Here is a 15,109-nt window from a genome sequence, read left to right as displayed (position 1 = left end):
TCGGCATGGTGAAGAGGATCGCCGGCAGGCGCGGACTGCGCTACGGCACCGTGATTGCGTTGGTCGTAGTGCTGATGGGTGGTGTTTACGTACTCTCGTCGGGAAGGCGCAGCGCAACCATCGTCGGCTACTTTGTGTCTGCGGTCGGGATCTATCCTGGCGATCAGGTCCGCATCTTAGGTGTCCCGGTAGGCGAGATCGACGCGATCGAACCGCGGGCTTCCGATGTGAAGATCACCATGTCGGTGTCCAAAGAGGTCAAAGTGCCTCTGGACGCCAGTGCCGTAATCATGTCGCCAAACCTGGTGTCGGCGCGGTTCATCCAACTCACTCCAATATACACCGGGGGAGCGGTACTGCCCGACGGTGGTAGCATTGGTTTGGGCCGCACCGCGGTACCGGTGGAATGGGATGAAGTGAAGGAGGCGCTGAGCCAACTCGCCACCCAGCTTGGTCCGGCGTCCGGACAAATGCAAGGGACACTGGGCGCCGCGATCAACCAGGCCGCGGATACGCTTGATGGTAACGGTGAGTCGTTCCATAACGCGTTGCGTGAGCTTGTGCAAGTTGCTGGGCGTCTAAGGGATTCACGCAACGACATCTTCGGCACGGTCAAAAATCTGCAGGTACTGGTTAACGCATTGTCGGTGAATAATGAACAGATTGTGCAGTTCGCCGGAAATGTGTCGTCGGTGTCGCAGGTGCTTGCGGACAGTTCACGCAATCTGGACGACATTCTGGGCACGCTCAACAAGGCGCTGGTGGACGTCCGAGGATTCCTGCATGAACATAACTCGACGCTGATCGGAACGATCAACAAACTCAATAACTTTGTCCAGACGCTGAATGATCAGAGCGACAACATCGAACAGGTGCTGCATGTGGCCGGCCCCGGCATCGCCAACTTCTACAACATTTATGATCCCGCGCAAGGCGCGCTGAGCGGCCTTTTGTCGATACCTGAATTTGCCAATCCCGTCCAGTTCATTTGCGGTGGTTCCTTTGACACGGCCGCCGGGCCATCGGCACCCGACTACTTCAGGCGCGCCGAGATCTGTCGTGAGCGACTGGGGCCGGTGCTGCGCCGGCTCACCATGAATTACCCACCGATCATGTTCCATCCGCTTAATACGATCACAGCGTATAAGGGCCAGATCATCTACGACACCCCAGCTACCCAAGCCAAGGCGCAGACACCGGTTCCCGACCTGACCTGGATACCCGCTCAACGATCGCCAACTACGCAGAACCCGGCGGACCTGCAGAGCCTGCTGGTCCCGCCCGTCCCGGAGGTTGGCCCTGATCCAGGCTCGGCGCCTCCGCCTAGCCCAGCGCCGACCGCGCCGCTACCGGTTGAACAAGGCGCTGGCGGATGAATCGGATCTGGCTGTGCAACAGCGTGTTAGCAGGAGTTAGCATGCTTATGTCCGGTTGTCAATTTGGTGGGCTAAACTCGCTGCCATTGCCTGGCACCGCCGGTCATGGCAGTGGTGCATACACGGTAACCGTCGAACTGGCCGACGTAGCGACGCTGCCGCAGAACTCGCCAGTCATGGTCGACGAGGTCACTGTTGGTAGTATTTCCGGCATTGAAGCTAGGCAGCGGTCCGACGGAAGTTTTTATGCTGCAGTAAAATTGTCCATAGACAAGGATGTAGTGTTGCCGGTGAATGCGACTGCGAAAATCGCTCAGACGTCGCTATTGGGCTCACTGCACATTGACTTGGCTGGCCCTCGGGATCAGCCGCCGATCGGTAGGTTGATCAACGGGGCTATAATTCACGAGTCTAGTACAGGCCGCCTTCCCACCACCGAAGAGGTGCTATCCGCACTTGGTTTGGTAATCAACAAGGGCAACGTCGGTGCGTTAGAAGATATCACCGATGAGACTTACCAGGCCGTGGCGGGTCGGCAGGGCCAGTTCATCGACTTAGTTCCCAGGCTCGCCCAGTTGACGGCGGGACTCAAGAGCCAGGTCCATAACATCATCGACGCGGTCGACGGGCTAAACCGGTTTTCAGCGATTTTGGCGAGCAACAAGGACAACCTGGGCCAGGTGTTGGAAACATTGCCCGAAGCGATACACGTGCTCAACAACAACCGAGGTCGCATCGTCGAGGCGTTCGCTGCGCTTGAGCGGCTAGCGATAGTCACATCGCATGTACTCGCCAAAACCAAGGTGGACTTCGCCGAAGATCTCAAAGGTTTGTACTCGGTGGTAAAGGCTCTCAACGACAACCGAAAAGACTTCATCACCTCGCTGCAACTCTTGTTGACCTTCCCGTTCCCCAATTTCGGCATCAAGCAGGCCGTACGCGGTGACTATCTCAACGTGTTCACCACTTTCGACCTCACCCTGCGTCGGATCGGTGAGACGTTTTTCACCACGTCGTACTTTGACCCGAACATGACTCATCTGGCCGAGGTTCTCAACCCGCCTGACTTTTTGATCGGCGAGCTAGCTAACCTGTCCGGTCAGGCCGCTGATCCGTTCAAAATTCCGGCCGGTACGGCGTCGGGACAATAGGGGGCGGCGCAGATGATAGATAGACTGACCAAGATCCAGCTCGGTATTTTCGCGCTGGTAACCAGCATAACATTGACTTTGATGGTTATTTTCTATCTGCGAGTGCCGGCTACGTTTGGTATTGGGACGTATCATGTGACCGTTGATTTCGAGGCCGGCGGCGGCCTGTACAAGAACGCCAACGTTACTTTCCGTGGTGTCGCCGTCGGTAGAGTCGAATCGGTGGGGCTCAACCCTAGTGGTGTTGACGCCCAAATGTTGCTGAACAGCGGCACCACTATCCCGTCGAATGTTATCGCTTCGGTGAAGAGTGTGTCGGTCATCGGTGAGCAGTATGTCGATCTGGTTCCACCTGCAAAGCCGTCATCGAGCAAGTTGCACAATGGGTCTCGGATTGATAGGAGCGACACCAGAATTAGCGAAGATGTCGCCCGATTGTTGCACCAGGCCGAAGCCCTGGTCAACAGCCTCGGCGACACCCGGCTGCGGGACTTGCTGCATGAGACGTTAGCTGCGGCTAACGGCTCCGGTCCCGAACTGGCCCGGTTGCTCGAATCCGCTCTGTTGCTGGTCGACGAGGCCAACGCCGACTATCCACAAGCCTCACAGTTGATTGATCAGGTGGGCCCGTTACTGCAAGCTCAGATTCGCGCCGGTGCCAACATCAAGTCACTTGCCGATGGGCTTGCGCGAGCCACCTCCGGGCTGCGACAGGCCGATCCTCAGTTACGGTCAACGCTGGCTAACGCTGCAAGTACGATCGACGAGGTTAGCACCGCGTTCTCCGGTATCCGCCCCTCCTTTCCGGCATTGGCGGCCAGCTTGGCCAACTTGGGTCGGGTGGGCGTGATCTATCACAAGTCGATTGAGCAGCTGTTGGTACTCTTTCCAGCATTGTTTGCGGCGCTTATCACGGCTGCGGGCGGAGCACCTCAAGACGAAGGTGCCAAGTTGGACTTCAAGGTTGACCTGCACGACCCGCCCCCCTGTGCTGTCGGCTTTCTGCCTTCGCCGTTGATCCGGTCACCGGCTGACGAGACGCTGAGGGAACTCCCGAAAGACATGTACTGCAAGGTTGCTCAAAATGGTCCCAGTACAATACGCGGCGCGCGCAACTACCCATGCCAGGAGTACCCGGGTAAACGTGCACCGACGATTCAGCTATGTCGTGATCCTAAAGGCTATGTGCCGGTGGGTGCCAACTCGTGGCGCGGTCCGCCGGTTCCGTACGGCACGCCAGTAACTGATGGACGAAATATCTTGCCGCCCAACAAATTTCCTTATATTCCTCCGAGTGCTGATCCCGATCCCGGCACGCCAATCGCCGGCCCACCTCGGCCGGGTGAGGTGGCGGGTCCAGGGCCGGCGCGGCATCAGCCTGCAATGGTTCCGCCGCCGCCCAACGACAACGGGCCGTCGCCGTTCACGTCGTGGATGCCGCCGGGGTATCCGCCGCAGCCACCCCAGTTGCCATACCCGGCGACGATCCCCCCGCCGCCGCCACCAGAAGGCATCGGTCCAGCACCTGGCCCGCAGCCGCAGGCTAGCGGCCTGTCCTACACCACCTACGACCAAAACACTGGAGCCTTTGTGGACCCGGCGGGCAGTATTGGTATTTTCGCGCCTGGTATCACTGGTGTATCCAGCGCCGAGAATTGGGTAGATCTCATGCGTGATCCGAGGTCGCTTTAGTGGCAGATGTCGTGACCTCTCGTGTTGCGGAGCAGCCGTCAACAACGCCGCGTGTTCGTCGGCGGGCATTCCGGGCAGCTGGTCCCGCGAAAGGTCAGCCCGGCGCCATCACCACGGTTCAGGCCGGCGGTGCGGCTGACCGGCTAAAACTGGTCCAGACCATCATGTCGGAACGGCCAGTAGTGCCGACCGGGCGGGTTAAGTCGTCGCCGCGCCGGCCCGCTCACCGTGTACGGGTCGGGTGGATCGCCCTGACCGGCGCGTTGTTAGCGATTGCCGCGCTGGCCGGCTGCCTAACCGCCCTGGTCGTCCAGCACCAGCATGCTGAGGTCGAACAAGCGCGCCACCATCGCTTTGTCGACACCGCGACGCAGACAGTGGTCAACATGTTCAGCTACCGGCCGGAGAATATCGACGAGAGTGTCAACCGTTTTGTGAACGGCACCAGCGGCCCGCTGCATGGCATGCTTAGCTCCAACAACAATGTCGACAACCTTAAAAGTCTGTTTCGCTCCACTAACGCGGCATCCGAAGCCGTTGTCAACGGTGCTGCTCTGGAAGGTGTCGACCCAGTAACCGGCAATGCGTCGGTGCTGGTGTCAGTCCGGGTGACGGTCGCCGACATTGACGGCGTCAACAAGCCGTCAATGCCTTATCGTTTGCGGGTCATCGTGCACGAGGATGACGATGGGCGGATGACCGGTTATGATTTGAAATATCCAGACGGCGGCAACTGATGCGCTGGGTTAACGCTGTCACCTACTCCGTGTTGATTGCTGTTATTGTCGGTTTGTCTGCTGCGGGTGGCTGGTTTTATTGGGAGCGGGTGCAAACCGGTGGCGAGGAGTCAGCGCGGGCGGTCTTGCTCAAACTGGCGGCCAAAGAGATACCGGAGGTTTTCGCTTACGATTACCAGACCGTTGAACGCAGCCTCACGGCCGCCTATCCGCTGTTGACTCCTGATTATCGCCACGAGTTCCAGAAGAGCGTCGATTCGAAGATCATCCCGGAGGCGAAGAAACGTGAGGTGGTTGTTCAGGCCAATGTCGTGGGCGTGGGAGTTATGTCCGCTAAACGCGATTCGGCGTCGGTGATGGTTTATATGAACCGCACCGTGACGGACAAGTCACGCCAGCCGCTCTACGATGGGAGCCGGTTGCGGGTCGACTTCAAGAAGATTGGCGACAAATGGCTGATTGCCTATATCACGCCGATCTAGATGTACCTCCACCGCCTGCACTGCGTGTGCTATGTCGTTTTAGTGTCGACAACCTACCGTTTGACTGTGTCGAAGCCGCTCAATAACGCATGGCAACTTTGTTGCGATACAATGGATAACATTGGGCCAGGCTGGGTGGCGATTCGACTAGCTGTAGTGAGAGCGGTTATTTGCTCATCTCTGGCTGCAGAACGCAGGTGGCGCTGTGCAAAATGGTATATGTACCGGTGAGTGTTGCGTCATCAAACGAATACGTTTCGGTAGACAGCGCCGGTGCCGCCCTCCGTACATGATATGTTGCTGGGCTGACTCACCTGAAAGACCTAAAGCACGTTGGCGAGTCGCGCTCTGACGCTGAAGTTCTGCAGCCGGTTAGCATGTGTGGATCTGCTTGGGCTTCTGACCCGCCACATTCAGTTCGCAGTGGAACGTCCAGGGACTGTGTCGGTGTTTTTGGGTTCCGGACGGCTGGCCACACAAGGCGGTGATGGTCCAGCTAATCCGGGACACACTGGCCTGGTTGACATTGTAGTTGTCGTCCGGTAAAGGGGTCGACGGTATTCGCGGGGTTAAGGGATTGCACTGCAATCCCGAACGCAACGGTCGAGAAGACACCGGCAGCAGCGGACAGCCCGTGACGGATGTATGCACGATATTTTTTTTCGCACTGCAATTGAGAGCATTAAAGTGTTTCAGTGACAAAATCACCACTATCACGGTGGGCGTTGTTATAGCGGTGAGAGTTATGTCGTGTTGCGCGCAGGCGCCTCGGCGAGTTCGTCAAGGAATGATCGTGCCCAGCGATCGACGTCATGGGCGAGCACTTGGCGTCGCAGCGACCGCATTCTGCGCCGTGCTTCTTCGGCTGGCTGGTTAAGCGCCGCCTCGATCGCGTCCTTGACCTCTTCTAGATCGTGTGGGTTGACCAGATAGGCTTGCCGGAGTTCTGTGGCGGCGCCGGTGAATTCGCTGAGGACGAGTGCACCGCCAAGATCGTTGCGGCACGCGACGTATTCCTTGGCCACCAGGTTCATCCCGTCCCGCAGCGGGGTGACCAGCATGACATCACTTGCCACATAGAACGCGATGAGCTCATCACGGGGAACCGGACGGTGCAGGTAGTGCACGACGGGATGACCGACCTCGCCGTATTCACCATTGATGTGGCCAACCTGGCGTTCAATGTCATTGCGCAGAATCTGATAGCTCTCCACCCGTTCGCGGCTCGGTGTCGCCAGCTGGACTAGTACGGTGTCGTCACGCTTCGTGCGACCCTCGGCGAGCAGCTCAGCGAAGGCCTTCAACCGAACATCGATACCCTTGGTGTAGTCGAGTCGGTCGACGCCGAGCAAGATCTTGCGTGGGTTGTCTAATTCGGCCCGTATTTCGCGGGCGCGACGCCGGATGTTGCGATCACGGGCGGCTTGGTCGATTTCTCTGGAGTCGATCGAGATGGGAAACGCACCCACCTGGATCGTCCGGGATTTCAACTGCACCTCGCCGAACCGTGATCGCACACCTATCAATCCGCGTGACGTGTTGGCGCCGAGCAGATGTCGGGACAAGAACAGGAAATTCTGAGCCCCGCTGGCTAGATGAAACCCTACTAGGTCGGCTCCGAGCACACCTTCGATGATCTCGGTTCGCCATGGCATCTGCATGAACAGCTCTATCGGCGGGAATGGGATATGTAAGAAGAAACCGATGGTTAGGTCGGGCCGCATCGTGCGTAGCATCTTCGGTACTAGTTGTAGTTGGTAGTCCTGCACCCATGCGGTCCCACCGGGGGCGGCCGTGCGTGACGCTGCTTCGGCGAAGCGACGGTTGACATCGACATAGCGCTCCCACCACTCGCGGTGGTAGATGGGCTTGACTATGACGTCGTGATACAACGGCCACAGTGTGGCGTTCGAGAGTCCTTCGTAGTATTCGGCGACATCACGTGTGCTCAGCTGTACCGGGTAAAGGATCAAGTCTTCCTGGTGGATTGGTTCCATATCCAGGTTGAAGTCCACATTATCGTCGACTACGCCCGGCCAACCGACCCAGGCCCCGCGTCGGCGACGCAGCAGTGGCTCTAGCGCCGTGACCAACCCGCCAGGGCTACGATTCCAGGCCATAGTGCCATCGGGAAGTCGTACCTGATCTACTGGCAATCGATTAGCGACCACCACGAAGTCGGAATCCCCGAGGTGCTTGCCACTTGAGGTTTTCGCGCCGCGGGTGCTCCCCGGAGTCATTTATGTCTCGTGTTTCGCTGGCCCAATGCCGAGCATGGATAAGAAGATCCGGCACTCGTCCGCGTCGTTAGCATACGCGGCGACGACACGCCTGGCCTGGCTTGCCGTGCTGTCGGCCAGTGGCTCGACGTCGTCGATCTCGCCAGGGTCAGATTTGGTAGCCATTGCTTAACTGTAAAGGAAGATCGTATTGCGTCGCAGCTGCCGCATGCGTCCTCGCGTTTATGCGGCCGGTCAGTGGCCGGGAGAGGAGGCGGGACAATCAGGACCGACTGATGCCGATGCCGGCCACCCCAGGAGAATCACACCAGGCTAAGCATCCAGCGCAGATTATCGAGTTCTGGGTAGCCGTCGATGTCGATACGGCCAGGATGCGATTGAGACAGATCCTTTAGTGGACGTTCGAAACATCTGCGCCGTCGTCTATCTAGGGCGTGTAACTGGGTGGTCATCGACTGCGGTTGACGACTGCCGTGCTCCTGACGGCAGGTCTGCTGAATGGAGCTGACGTCGAAGAACGTGACGTTCAGGCGCAGATTACCGAGCGTTTAGTGCACTTCCTCCGGCTGTCCGCATAGTTGCCGGTTTGAGCCGATGTTCGTCGTTTCCTGGCGAACGAAGCACAGGTGCCGTAAAAAGCACTATCTTCAGCCGCATTGAGACTCGTCTGACGGTGTCCGAGACTTCGGGAGGAGAGAAACAATGGCTCTCACTCCAGCTGATGTTCACAACGTTGTTTTCTCAAGGTCACCGTATTGGCGAGCGTGTTCACGCGCTAACATGAAGTCGATCTGGTTGGGTAGGAGCTGACTCGACATATCGAGGAGGACGTGGAGCTCTGCAAGCGGGAAGTCGCGCTGGTTGATTGGGAAGCTGTCGTGTGTCAGCATGAAAAGGCAGGTCTACTGGCAGGAGACGCAGCTTGTTCAGTAAGAAGCTGAACTGGCCCAGTGGGAATCCGGGCTTCGCTAGCGTACAGCGAAGCTGGATCGGCGGTTGGGGGTCAACAGCAGGCAGTAGCTTTCCTTGTTGGCGCAGAGGCCGCAAACCATCCGATGGCGCGGTTATATCGGCCCGTGTTGCAAAATGGGGGCAATGGCACGTCCCTATCCGCGAGTAGGAGTGGACAGTCGCCTAGGTGCACGGTTGTCATGGCATGGAGCGGATGGTGATCCGGACGGTGGCCAATGTGCTCGGCGGCACCATCACTGAGACGGTGCATGAGCGGCTATGCAGGAGTGATATGGACCACGATGGTTCGGGCGTGGCTTCCGAACTAGTTCCGCTAACTTGACCAGCTGGAGCAACAGAACGCAGAACTTGTCCTCACTAATGGCCTTTTCAAGTCTGTCGTGGTTCTTTTGGCAGTGGCACTGGATAATTGACAGTGGTGTGCTGTTGGAACCGACGACTGAGCTAGTTGGGGTGCACGGTCGGGCTTTTTGATCCTGAAGGAGTTGTTGGCATGATGCAGCTTCGTAGCTGTTGATACCGATCAACCCGATGGTGAATGTGCTGGCTGTAATGTGCGAAAGGGTGGGCCGAGTAGGTAGCAAGCCTGATAAGTAAGGATAGGCCACCTGCCCGTTTGTGTTGGTTTAGTCGAAGACTAAACCAACACAAACGGGCAGGTGGCCTCTGAAACTCCCGACGACGGTCGCATTGTGCGGATTTAGCCCAATCCGCCTGACGCCCATAACACGCAGAACTGCACCTTACTGGTTCAGCTTGATGAGGCGTCTTGCCGTGCCGAGGCTGACGACGTCGTTCGTGTGGTGATTCTAGCGGCGCGTGGCAGAAACTTTTCTGCAGGTCACGACTTGGGCTCAGGAGCGGCGTTGTTGGAACGCAAGCTCGGACCGGGGCAGCATCCGACTTTGCGCTCCCACGGCGCTACACGCTATGTGGTCGTGGAAAAACCTAGCTGCAGGAGTGGAACTACACTTTTCCAAGACACTTGCCGCTGGCGCGATATACGTAAAATTATCACCATCCAGGTGCAAGGCAACGCGATACTGGCCAGACTTGATGCTGATCTGGGCACGCGATCTGATTGTTGTTGCCGGCAACGCGAAGTTCAGCAATGCGGTCACGATGCGCATAGGTATGCCTAGCATCGAATGCCATACTCAATCTTGGGAATTCGGTATGCGTAAGGACAAAAAGAGCTGCTGTTGACCGGCGATGCGCTGGACGTCGATGAAGCCTATCGGCTGGGCATGGTGTCCAAGGTTTTCCTGTTCGATGAGCTGGAAGGCCAAGACGCTCGAGTGCGCACGGCCGCATTGTCGAGCGGCCCACGGTGGCGGTGTTGCTGATCCAGAACTTGATAACATCACTTCTGATGCGATCGGGTTCACCGAGGCGCTGTGTTATGCATTCCACGTGTACGAGCTTGGGCACGCCCGCTGGACAGCACGCAACGAGAACCGATATCGGGTTGGCCTGCTGCCAGATGTGTGAGTATCGGCACACCGCGAAGCCGGTCAAGGTGGGGTGCTGTAATACATCATAGTCTGCGACAGCGGTGGCACGATCAGCTGTGCGGAATGGCGCATTGCGCAGGCGGCTCGGAGGGCATCAGATCAATAGGCCCAGAATGACTTACCGGCATGATACCGTACTGTTGATTTCAACGCCAATCATATTACGCACGTGCTCAAGTAGGTGGCACGTGAGTTAGTGCGTGGTGGTGGATTGTTCGTCGGAAGGTATCCGCCCAGGTTTGATCCGCGCGGATCTAGTTGCGCTCGTGACGGATTCGCCAGAGCTGGGTGAGATCGAAGACATCGCCAACCTGGCAATGTCTTTGCTCAGCGATGTGGCCAGTTGAATCACTGAGCAAATCATCAACGTCGGTGGCGGACAGACGTTGCGTTACTATACGGGCTTCTCCGTGACGCCGGAACCCGTGTTCAGTTCCTACGGTCTGTATGGGGTGGTATGAATCTGGTGTGGACGCCGTGCTGGTGTCATGGCCGGTGAGCATAGCGACGGCCGACCAGTCCAGATGTCCGTTGTCTACCGGTTGTCACCCGGGTCAGCAGGAGGTTGTGCAGCAGACTGACGATGGGCAAGCGGCACCTGCAGGCCTGATACGGCGGCGAACACCAGCCGTAGGTCTTTGAGGTCGAGTGCCGCCGTGAATGCGACCGGATCGAATTACTGTCGCGCGATGAAATAGCCGTAGGTCGGATAAACTAGCATGAGAAGTAATAGTAATATCCAGATAAGTATTTCGACATAATATAGCCTATCGACACGGACCTTGGTGAACAGCGTGACGGTGTCGATGGCCGATGCTAGCTAGAGAGTTGCTATAGCAACCTCTGCCAAGTTGGCGGCGTGTGGTTGTTTCGGACACGACGAAAGGCCACTGGTCGATAGCGTTAAACAGCGGCTCTAGAACCTGCGTGCAGCCCGCGGCGATAGCGGAAGCTTTGCTTGAGAAGAAGCTTCTGACCTGCCGCACATCACTGCCGCGGCATACCGCTGACCGGCTTGGGCGTGTGCAGCTGCCAGGCAATCCGACAGCGCGACGCTGATGGTGCTCGACGAGACATGGGGTATCCAGCGCTAGCGAAATCACAATGCTTTCCCCACTAAACACCACATTATCGACCGTCCGGTCGTTGGAGAGCATAGTGATAGACGACGACCGCACCACTGCGGGCTTCGGCGGCGGTGCGGACCGTGATCGTGCTTTGCTGAATGAGGCCTCCCGCTTTGTCGGGTGAACGGTTGTAGGCGGTGACCTGATGAACCGTATTTAAATTAAACAGGTTGGCGGCCATGCCATTGCCCATGTTTCCCAGGACGATGAATCCGATGTCCAGGCCATCCGCCGCGCAGCGTTCTTCCGTGGCTTGGTGAAAAATGTGTTGCATGAAGCGATTCGAGAGCAATTCGATCCTAGTTACCGGTGCGAGCGTCGGGTATCGGCCAAACTACCGCATTGCGGCTGCTGGATGAGGGTGTCACCGTGGCGTGAGCCAATATCGTGGTGGACGGATTGGCCAAGACCCAGGCGCGGGTCTACCAGGCGACAACAGGTGACCTGTTTACCACTATCCAGATGGATGTTACTAACGAGGAGTTCGTCATCGACGGTGGTACACATGCGTGAGGGATCACCCCGGAAGTTCTGATCGATCCGACGTCAGTTGACGCAAGGGACGCCGTCACCGTCGATGGGTTGCCCTTGATCGGGTGTGGGGTAAGGGCTGGTGTCGTAGTTGTATGACGGATAGGTGCTGGTTTTCTTGGAAGTGGTGGTGGTTTCGTTCGATGTGCTGTTATCGGCGGCGGGCAACGAATAGTTGGTGTCGACGATCACTCGGATGTGTCCGGACGCCAACTTGGGATCCGCTTGAGTAGGAGCGTCGATGTCGAGCAGAGTGGCTACGTTCTGGGCATCGGTGTCGGCTCCGGCGCCGTATTGAATCGAGGCGGTAGCCGGCTCGCCCAAGTTGCGGTCGCGGATCTGACCTGTGGTGTAGCCGTGCTTTTCCAGCGCCCGGGACACTTCGCTGGCGAGTCCGGTCAAGCTTCCGGCATTGATCACGTCGACGACGATGGATGGATTAGGTTTGCTGGGCGTGGTGGTTGTGGTTACTGGCGGGGCGGCGCCGATCGCGGACGCCACCTCAGCCTTGATTGCAGCCGGATCGATGATGTTGACGTCCTGGCCATCGATGTTGTCATAGCGCACCACCGGCAGCGTCCGGAATTCGACGCGGTTTTCTCCGGAGCCGTTCGCGAGCACTCCTAATCGCTGGATCAGGTCTTCGTTCCAGCCTGCCGACAGTACCACGTCTTTGCGTGCCACTGCCATCAGACTCTTAAGCTTGTCTAGATTAGTGAAGGTTCCTGTGTCTCGAAGCTCCCGCATGACTGAAGATATAAATGCCTGCTGTCGATGAGTGCGGTCAAGGTCCCCGTTGTCGAGGCCATGACGCTGTCGGACAAACGCGAGTGCCTCTGAAGCATCCAGCCGTTGTTGGCCGGCCGGGAAGTCGGCACCGGAATATGAGTCGTAGACTGTATGGTTGAGGCACACCTCGACACCGCCCAGGGTCTGAGCCAGGTCGTAGAAACCGGCTAAATTGATCTCGGCGAAATAGTCGATCGGAACACCGGTCAAGCTTCGCACTGCACGCAAGGTCGCCGCCCGGGCTGCTTCACGCCCTTGTGTCTCCAGCTCTTTCTGATCGTCGACGCCCTGATCGGCGAGTTTCTGGGCGACATATTGCTTGGTCAGTCCGTAGGCCTCTTTGATCTTGATGTGGTGGTATCCGGGAACACCGCTGAAAGGCACCCAGTCATCGCGAGGGATCGAAAAGGCGACTGCCTTGTTGTTGGTGCCGACGTGCACCAGTATCAGGGTGTTGGTGTTATAGCCTCCGTCGTCGGAGTCGCCAGCGTGCAGCTGCTTTAGGATTGACCAAGGTAGATCATTACCCTGCTGGTCTTTGCGTGAGTCTAAGCCAATGAGCAAGATGTTGATATGGTTGTCGGTGGATCGCGGATCGTCCGCGGTGAGCGCCTGCGAAACGGTGATGCCTCCCAGCGCACCGTGAGCTGTCCAATAGCCGGCTCCGGTCAGTAGCACCGCAACGAGCGATGTGAGCGTCATGAAGCCCCGGGTCAGCACTATGCGGATTCGTGACGGCTTACGAACGGCGCGATGCCGGTGCCGAGGACTGTCAGAACGCGCCATCAGAAACCTCGACCGATTACTAACACACCAGTTAGCATCGCATCAGCGGTTTGTGGCGATGTCGCAGGATGCATGGCGTCAAGTATGCGGTAGCTATCTGTTAAGCCCCCAATCGAATGGGGCACGCGAAGGTTGATATCGGCAGGCTCACTTGGTCGGACGTGGCGAAGTTTTCGTCCGGATTCGCCCGTTATCAGTATCATTTAGAGAAAATCCGTCAAGTTCGCTAAAGATTGCGGCGGGGTCTTTGGGCCTGACCTTGCCGGAAGGACCTCAGTAGTAGGCGTCTAAATCTTGTATTGACCTCAATTCGTACCCGTCAAACAATTTAGTGCATTAATTTTAGTACACTCGTCGCCGGCTGCAGTGTACGGCGGGTGTGGGACAAGACATCGGCGGGGCTGCGATTGGTCATTCCGGTCGTCTTGTTGTTGATTGTGGTCGTCGTGGGCGTCCAAGTCTAGATGAAGTCTGTCGCTAGCTGACTGGTCGCGGCTGTCTAACAAACTCATTTGCTAGGTGCAGTCCGGGTCAACGCTGCCACCTTTCATGACGGTGGCCTTAGGTTGATGTCACACATCCGAGGTTGATGTCACACATCCGCGAAGCAAAGTTTTGCAGTTGGCAGTGCGGTTCGCCTAGTAACTGCTGTCGACGAGTACGGATTAGCAGACCGCAGGTTGGGTCGGCGCGGCGCTGGTTTCCATCATCTCCAACAACGGCGCAAAATTCGTACAACTGGGCCCGCAGCAGGGCGCCGATGGCTTGTCGATAATGGCTATCAAACGCACGCCATAGACCAACAAGGTGAACGTTTGGACCGACAACGAGGCTCATGCCGCCAAGGCCACTCCGGATACCGTCGGGATCAGCATCGACCCGATGAAATTCGGGATCACTGAGGAGATGGTGAACCCTGGGCTCACCATACTCTTCTCGGCTCATCACCCTGCCGAGTGCGGCGTTCAGGTACGCAACACAGATCTGTCATAGTTAGCAAAACTTTTTGCTAAGCTATTAACAATACAAATATTCAATGTGCCACCGGCCGTTTACCCTGTCGTCGCGGAAATGGCCGCCCAGTTGCGCATCGGCGTAATTCACGACGCCTGTCCCGTCAACGTTTGGCGTACAGCCTGGCAGATACCAGGTCACGGACCGTGGGTTGGGCGGTGTGTACGGCGTGCAACCTTTTTGCTTTGTGATGTAGCCATCGCTGACCAGCTGCTCGGCGGTGACTTGATCTCCGCTGTACAATGCCGGAGATCGGCCGGGCACATCGCATTTGCGTCGCACACGCTTTCGATCACACCTATCAACATCACTTTAAGATGATTTCAGGTTGATCAGTCCAACAGCACGGCCGTCACGACAAATCCGCTGACTGCTGCGGCGTTGAGCGAACCGGAGGGTACGCTGTTGCGATCGATTACGGTCTCTCTGGGATTTGCATCGGTTTTCGACTCGAGCGGTGTGCTTGCGGCCGGCACCGCGGTCAGTTACCGGACCTTCTCGATTTCGCCGGCCGACCTGTAAAAGAAATTAATGTTCGAACCCATGACGATTTCGGCGATGTATACGCCTAGCGGTTCAACTTAGTAGGTAGTGAACGTTGTCTTGTGTCGTAGCAAAAATGTAGCCTGGTGCACCTGCCGTACCTTGAGCGGTATCACGAGCACGGCGATCACAAGCACAATGGCCATTGTTGGCTG

The 15,109-nt window shown here is 57.4% G+C and carries 15 protein-coding genes and 1 pseudogene; 11 read left to right on the top strand and 5 right to left on the bottom strand.

Annotated elements, in window-relative coordinates; genetic code table 11:
- Positions 1–5: 5 nt before the first annotated feature.
- From MUBE_RS05955 to MUBE_RS15625, 6 genes are all read left to right on the top strand, one after another.
- Positions 6–1,376, top strand: coding sequence for a virulence factor Mce family protein (locus MUBE_RS05955; RefSeq protein WP_116539840.1), 1,371 nt, complete (start codon positions 6–8; stop codon positions 1,374–1,376).
- Positions 1,373–2,527 (top strand): MCE family protein, encoded by a 1,155-nt coding sequence (locus tag MUBE_RS05950; RefSeq protein WP_116539839.1) that lies wholly within the window; start codon positions 1,373–1,375, stop codon positions 2,525–2,527. Before MUBE_RS05955 ends, MUBE_RS05950 begins: the two co-directional genes overlap by 4 nt.
- A 12-nt stretch (positions 2,528–2,539) precedes the next feature.
- Positions 2,540–4,219 carry an MCE family protein gene (locus tag MUBE_RS05945; RefSeq protein WP_116539838.1) on the top strand — a complete coding sequence of 560 codons (1,680 nt, stop codon included), beginning with the start codon at positions 2,540–2,542 and terminating at the stop codon, positions 4,217–4,219.
- On the top strand, positions 4,219–4,956 hold the full coding sequence (locus MUBE_RS05940; protein ID WP_243632883.1) for a mammalian cell entry protein: 738 nt from the start codon (positions 4,219–4,221) through the stop codon (positions 4,954–4,956). The genes MUBE_RS05945 and MUBE_RS05940 overlap by 1 nt, the downstream gene beginning before the upstream one ends.
- Positions 4,956–5,438, top strand: a complete 483-nt coding sequence (locus MUBE_RS05935; protein ID WP_116539837.1) for a mammalian cell entry protein — start codon at positions 4,956–4,958, stop codon at positions 5,436–5,438. Before MUBE_RS05940 ends, MUBE_RS05935 begins: the two co-directional genes overlap by 1 nt.
- A 333-nt stretch (positions 5,439–5,771) precedes the next feature.
- On the top strand, positions 5,772–5,984 hold the full coding sequence (locus tag MUBE_RS15625) for a hypothetical protein (RefSeq protein WP_165849730.1): 213 nt from the start codon (positions 5,772–5,774) through the stop codon (positions 5,982–5,984).
- 197 nt (positions 5,985–6,181) lie between these two features.
- Here MUBE_RS15625 and MUBE_RS05925 read toward each other — a convergent pair whose 3' ends face one another.
- The 3 genes from MUBE_RS05925 to MUBE_RS15620 all read right to left on the bottom strand — a co-directional run bounded on the left by MUBE_RS05925 (position 6,182) and on the right by MUBE_RS15620 (position 8,568).
- Positions 6,182–7,678, bottom strand: a complete 1,497-nt coding sequence (locus MUBE_RS05925) for an alpha,alpha-trehalose-phosphate synthase (UDP-forming) (RefSeq protein WP_116539836.1) — start codon at positions 7,676–7,678, stop codon at positions 6,182–6,184.
- On the bottom strand, positions 7,679–7,843 hold the full coding sequence (locus MUBE_RS05920) for a hypothetical protein (RefSeq protein ID WP_116539835.1): 165 nt from the start codon (positions 7,841–7,843) through the stop codon (positions 7,679–7,681).
- 560 nt (positions 7,844–8,403) lie between these two features.
- On the bottom strand, positions 8,404–8,568 hold the full coding sequence (locus tag MUBE_RS15620) for a hypothetical protein (RefSeq protein ID WP_165849729.1): 165 nt from the start codon (positions 8,566–8,568) through the stop codon (positions 8,404–8,406).
- Positions 8,569–8,843: 275 nt separating this feature from the next.
- Here MUBE_RS15620 and MUBE_RS18895 point away from each other — a divergent pair, with 275 nt between their 5' ends.
- Both MUBE_RS18895 and MUBE_RS05915 read left to right on the top strand, forming a co-directional pair.
- Positions 8,844–8,972 (top strand): hypothetical protein, encoded by a 129-nt coding sequence (locus tag MUBE_RS18895; protein WP_279386676.1) that lies wholly within the window; start codon positions 8,844–8,846, stop codon positions 8,970–8,972.
- 337 nt (positions 8,973–9,309) lie between these two features.
- Positions 9,310–10,193: pseudogene (locus MUBE_RS05915) on the top strand (enoyl-CoA hydratase-related protein).
- A 1,099-nt stretch (positions 10,194–11,292) separates the two neighbouring features.
- Here MUBE_RS05915 and MUBE_RS17475 read toward each other — a convergent pair.
- Positions 11,293–11,583: an NAD(P)-binding domain-containing protein gene (locus MUBE_RS17475; RefSeq protein WP_243632882.1), complete on the bottom strand. Its 291-nt coding sequence runs from the start codon at positions 11,581–11,583 to the stop codon at positions 11,293–11,295.
- 95 nt (positions 11,584–11,678) lie between these two features.
- Here MUBE_RS17475 and MUBE_RS18890 point away from each other — a divergent pair, with 95 nt between their 5' ends.
- Complete coding sequence (locus MUBE_RS18890) at positions 11,679–11,804, top strand: hypothetical protein (protein ID WP_279386675.1); 126 nt, start codon at positions 11,679–11,681, stop codon at positions 11,802–11,804.
- Positions 11,805–11,837: 33 nt separating this feature from the next.
- Here MUBE_RS18890 and MUBE_RS05905 read toward each other — a convergent pair whose 3' ends face one another.
- Positions 11,838–13,397 carry an LCP family protein gene (locus MUBE_RS05905; protein ID WP_116539834.1) on the bottom strand — a complete coding sequence of 520 codons (1,560 nt, stop codon included), beginning with the start codon at positions 13,395–13,397 and terminating at the stop codon, positions 11,838–11,840.
- An 807-nt stretch (positions 13,398–14,204) separates the two neighbouring features.
- Between MUBE_RS05905 and MUBE_RS05900 the strand changes: the two genes are divergently transcribed.
- Both MUBE_RS05900 and MUBE_RS15615 read left to right on the top strand, forming a co-directional pair.
- Positions 14,205–14,390, top strand: a complete 186-nt coding sequence (locus MUBE_RS05900) for a hypothetical protein (RefSeq protein ID WP_116539833.1) — start codon at positions 14,205–14,207, stop codon at positions 14,388–14,390.
- Positions 14,391–14,792: 402 nt separating this feature from the next.
- On the top strand, positions 14,793–14,933 hold the full coding sequence (locus MUBE_RS15615; protein WP_165849728.1) for a hypothetical protein: 141 nt from the start codon (positions 14,793–14,795) through the stop codon (positions 14,931–14,933).
- The last annotated feature ends 176 nt before the right edge of the window (positions 14,934–15,109 follow it).

The organism is Mycobacterium uberis (assembly GCF_003408705.1).
Lineage (GTDB): Bacteria > Actinomycetota > Actinomycetes > Mycobacteriales > Mycobacteriaceae > Mycobacterium > Mycobacterium uberis.
This window is presented reverse-complemented; position numbering and strand designations above follow the sequence as displayed.

Coding starts and splice junctions, on each gene's coding strand:
- MUBE_RS05945 (WP_116539838.1), top strand. CDS start 2,540: ATGATAGATAGACTGACCAAGATCCAGCTCGGTATTTTCGCGCTGGTA.
- MUBE_RS05950 (WP_116539839.1), top strand. CDS start 1,373: ATGAATCGGATCTGGCTGTGCAACAGCGTGTTAGCAGGAGTTAGCATG.
- MUBE_RS05935 (WP_116539837.1), top strand. CDS start 4,956: ATGCGCTGGGTTAACGCTGTCACCTACTCCGTGTTGATTGCTGTTATT.
- MUBE_RS05920 (WP_116539835.1), bottom strand. CDS start 7,843: ATGGCTACCAAATCTGACCCTGGCGAGATCGACGACGTCGAGCCACTG.
- MUBE_RS05905 (WP_116539834.1), bottom strand. CDS start 13,397: ATGGCGCGTTCTGACAGTCCTCGGCACCGGCATCGCGCCGTTCGTAAG.
- MUBE_RS18895 (WP_279386676.1), top strand. CDS start 8,844: ATGGTGATCCGGACGGTGGCCAATGTGCTCGGCGGCACCATCACTGAG.
- MUBE_RS05925 (WP_116539836.1), bottom strand. CDS start 7,678: ATGACTCCGGGGAGCACCCGCGGCGCGAAAACCTCAAGTGGCAAGCAC.
- MUBE_RS05955 (WP_116539840.1), top strand. CDS start 6: ATGGTGAAGAGGATCGCCGGCAGGCGCGGACTGCGCTACGGCACCGTG.
- MUBE_RS15620 (WP_165849729.1), bottom strand. CDS start 8,568: ATGCTGACACACGACAGCTTCCCAATCAACCAGCGCGACTTCCCGCTT.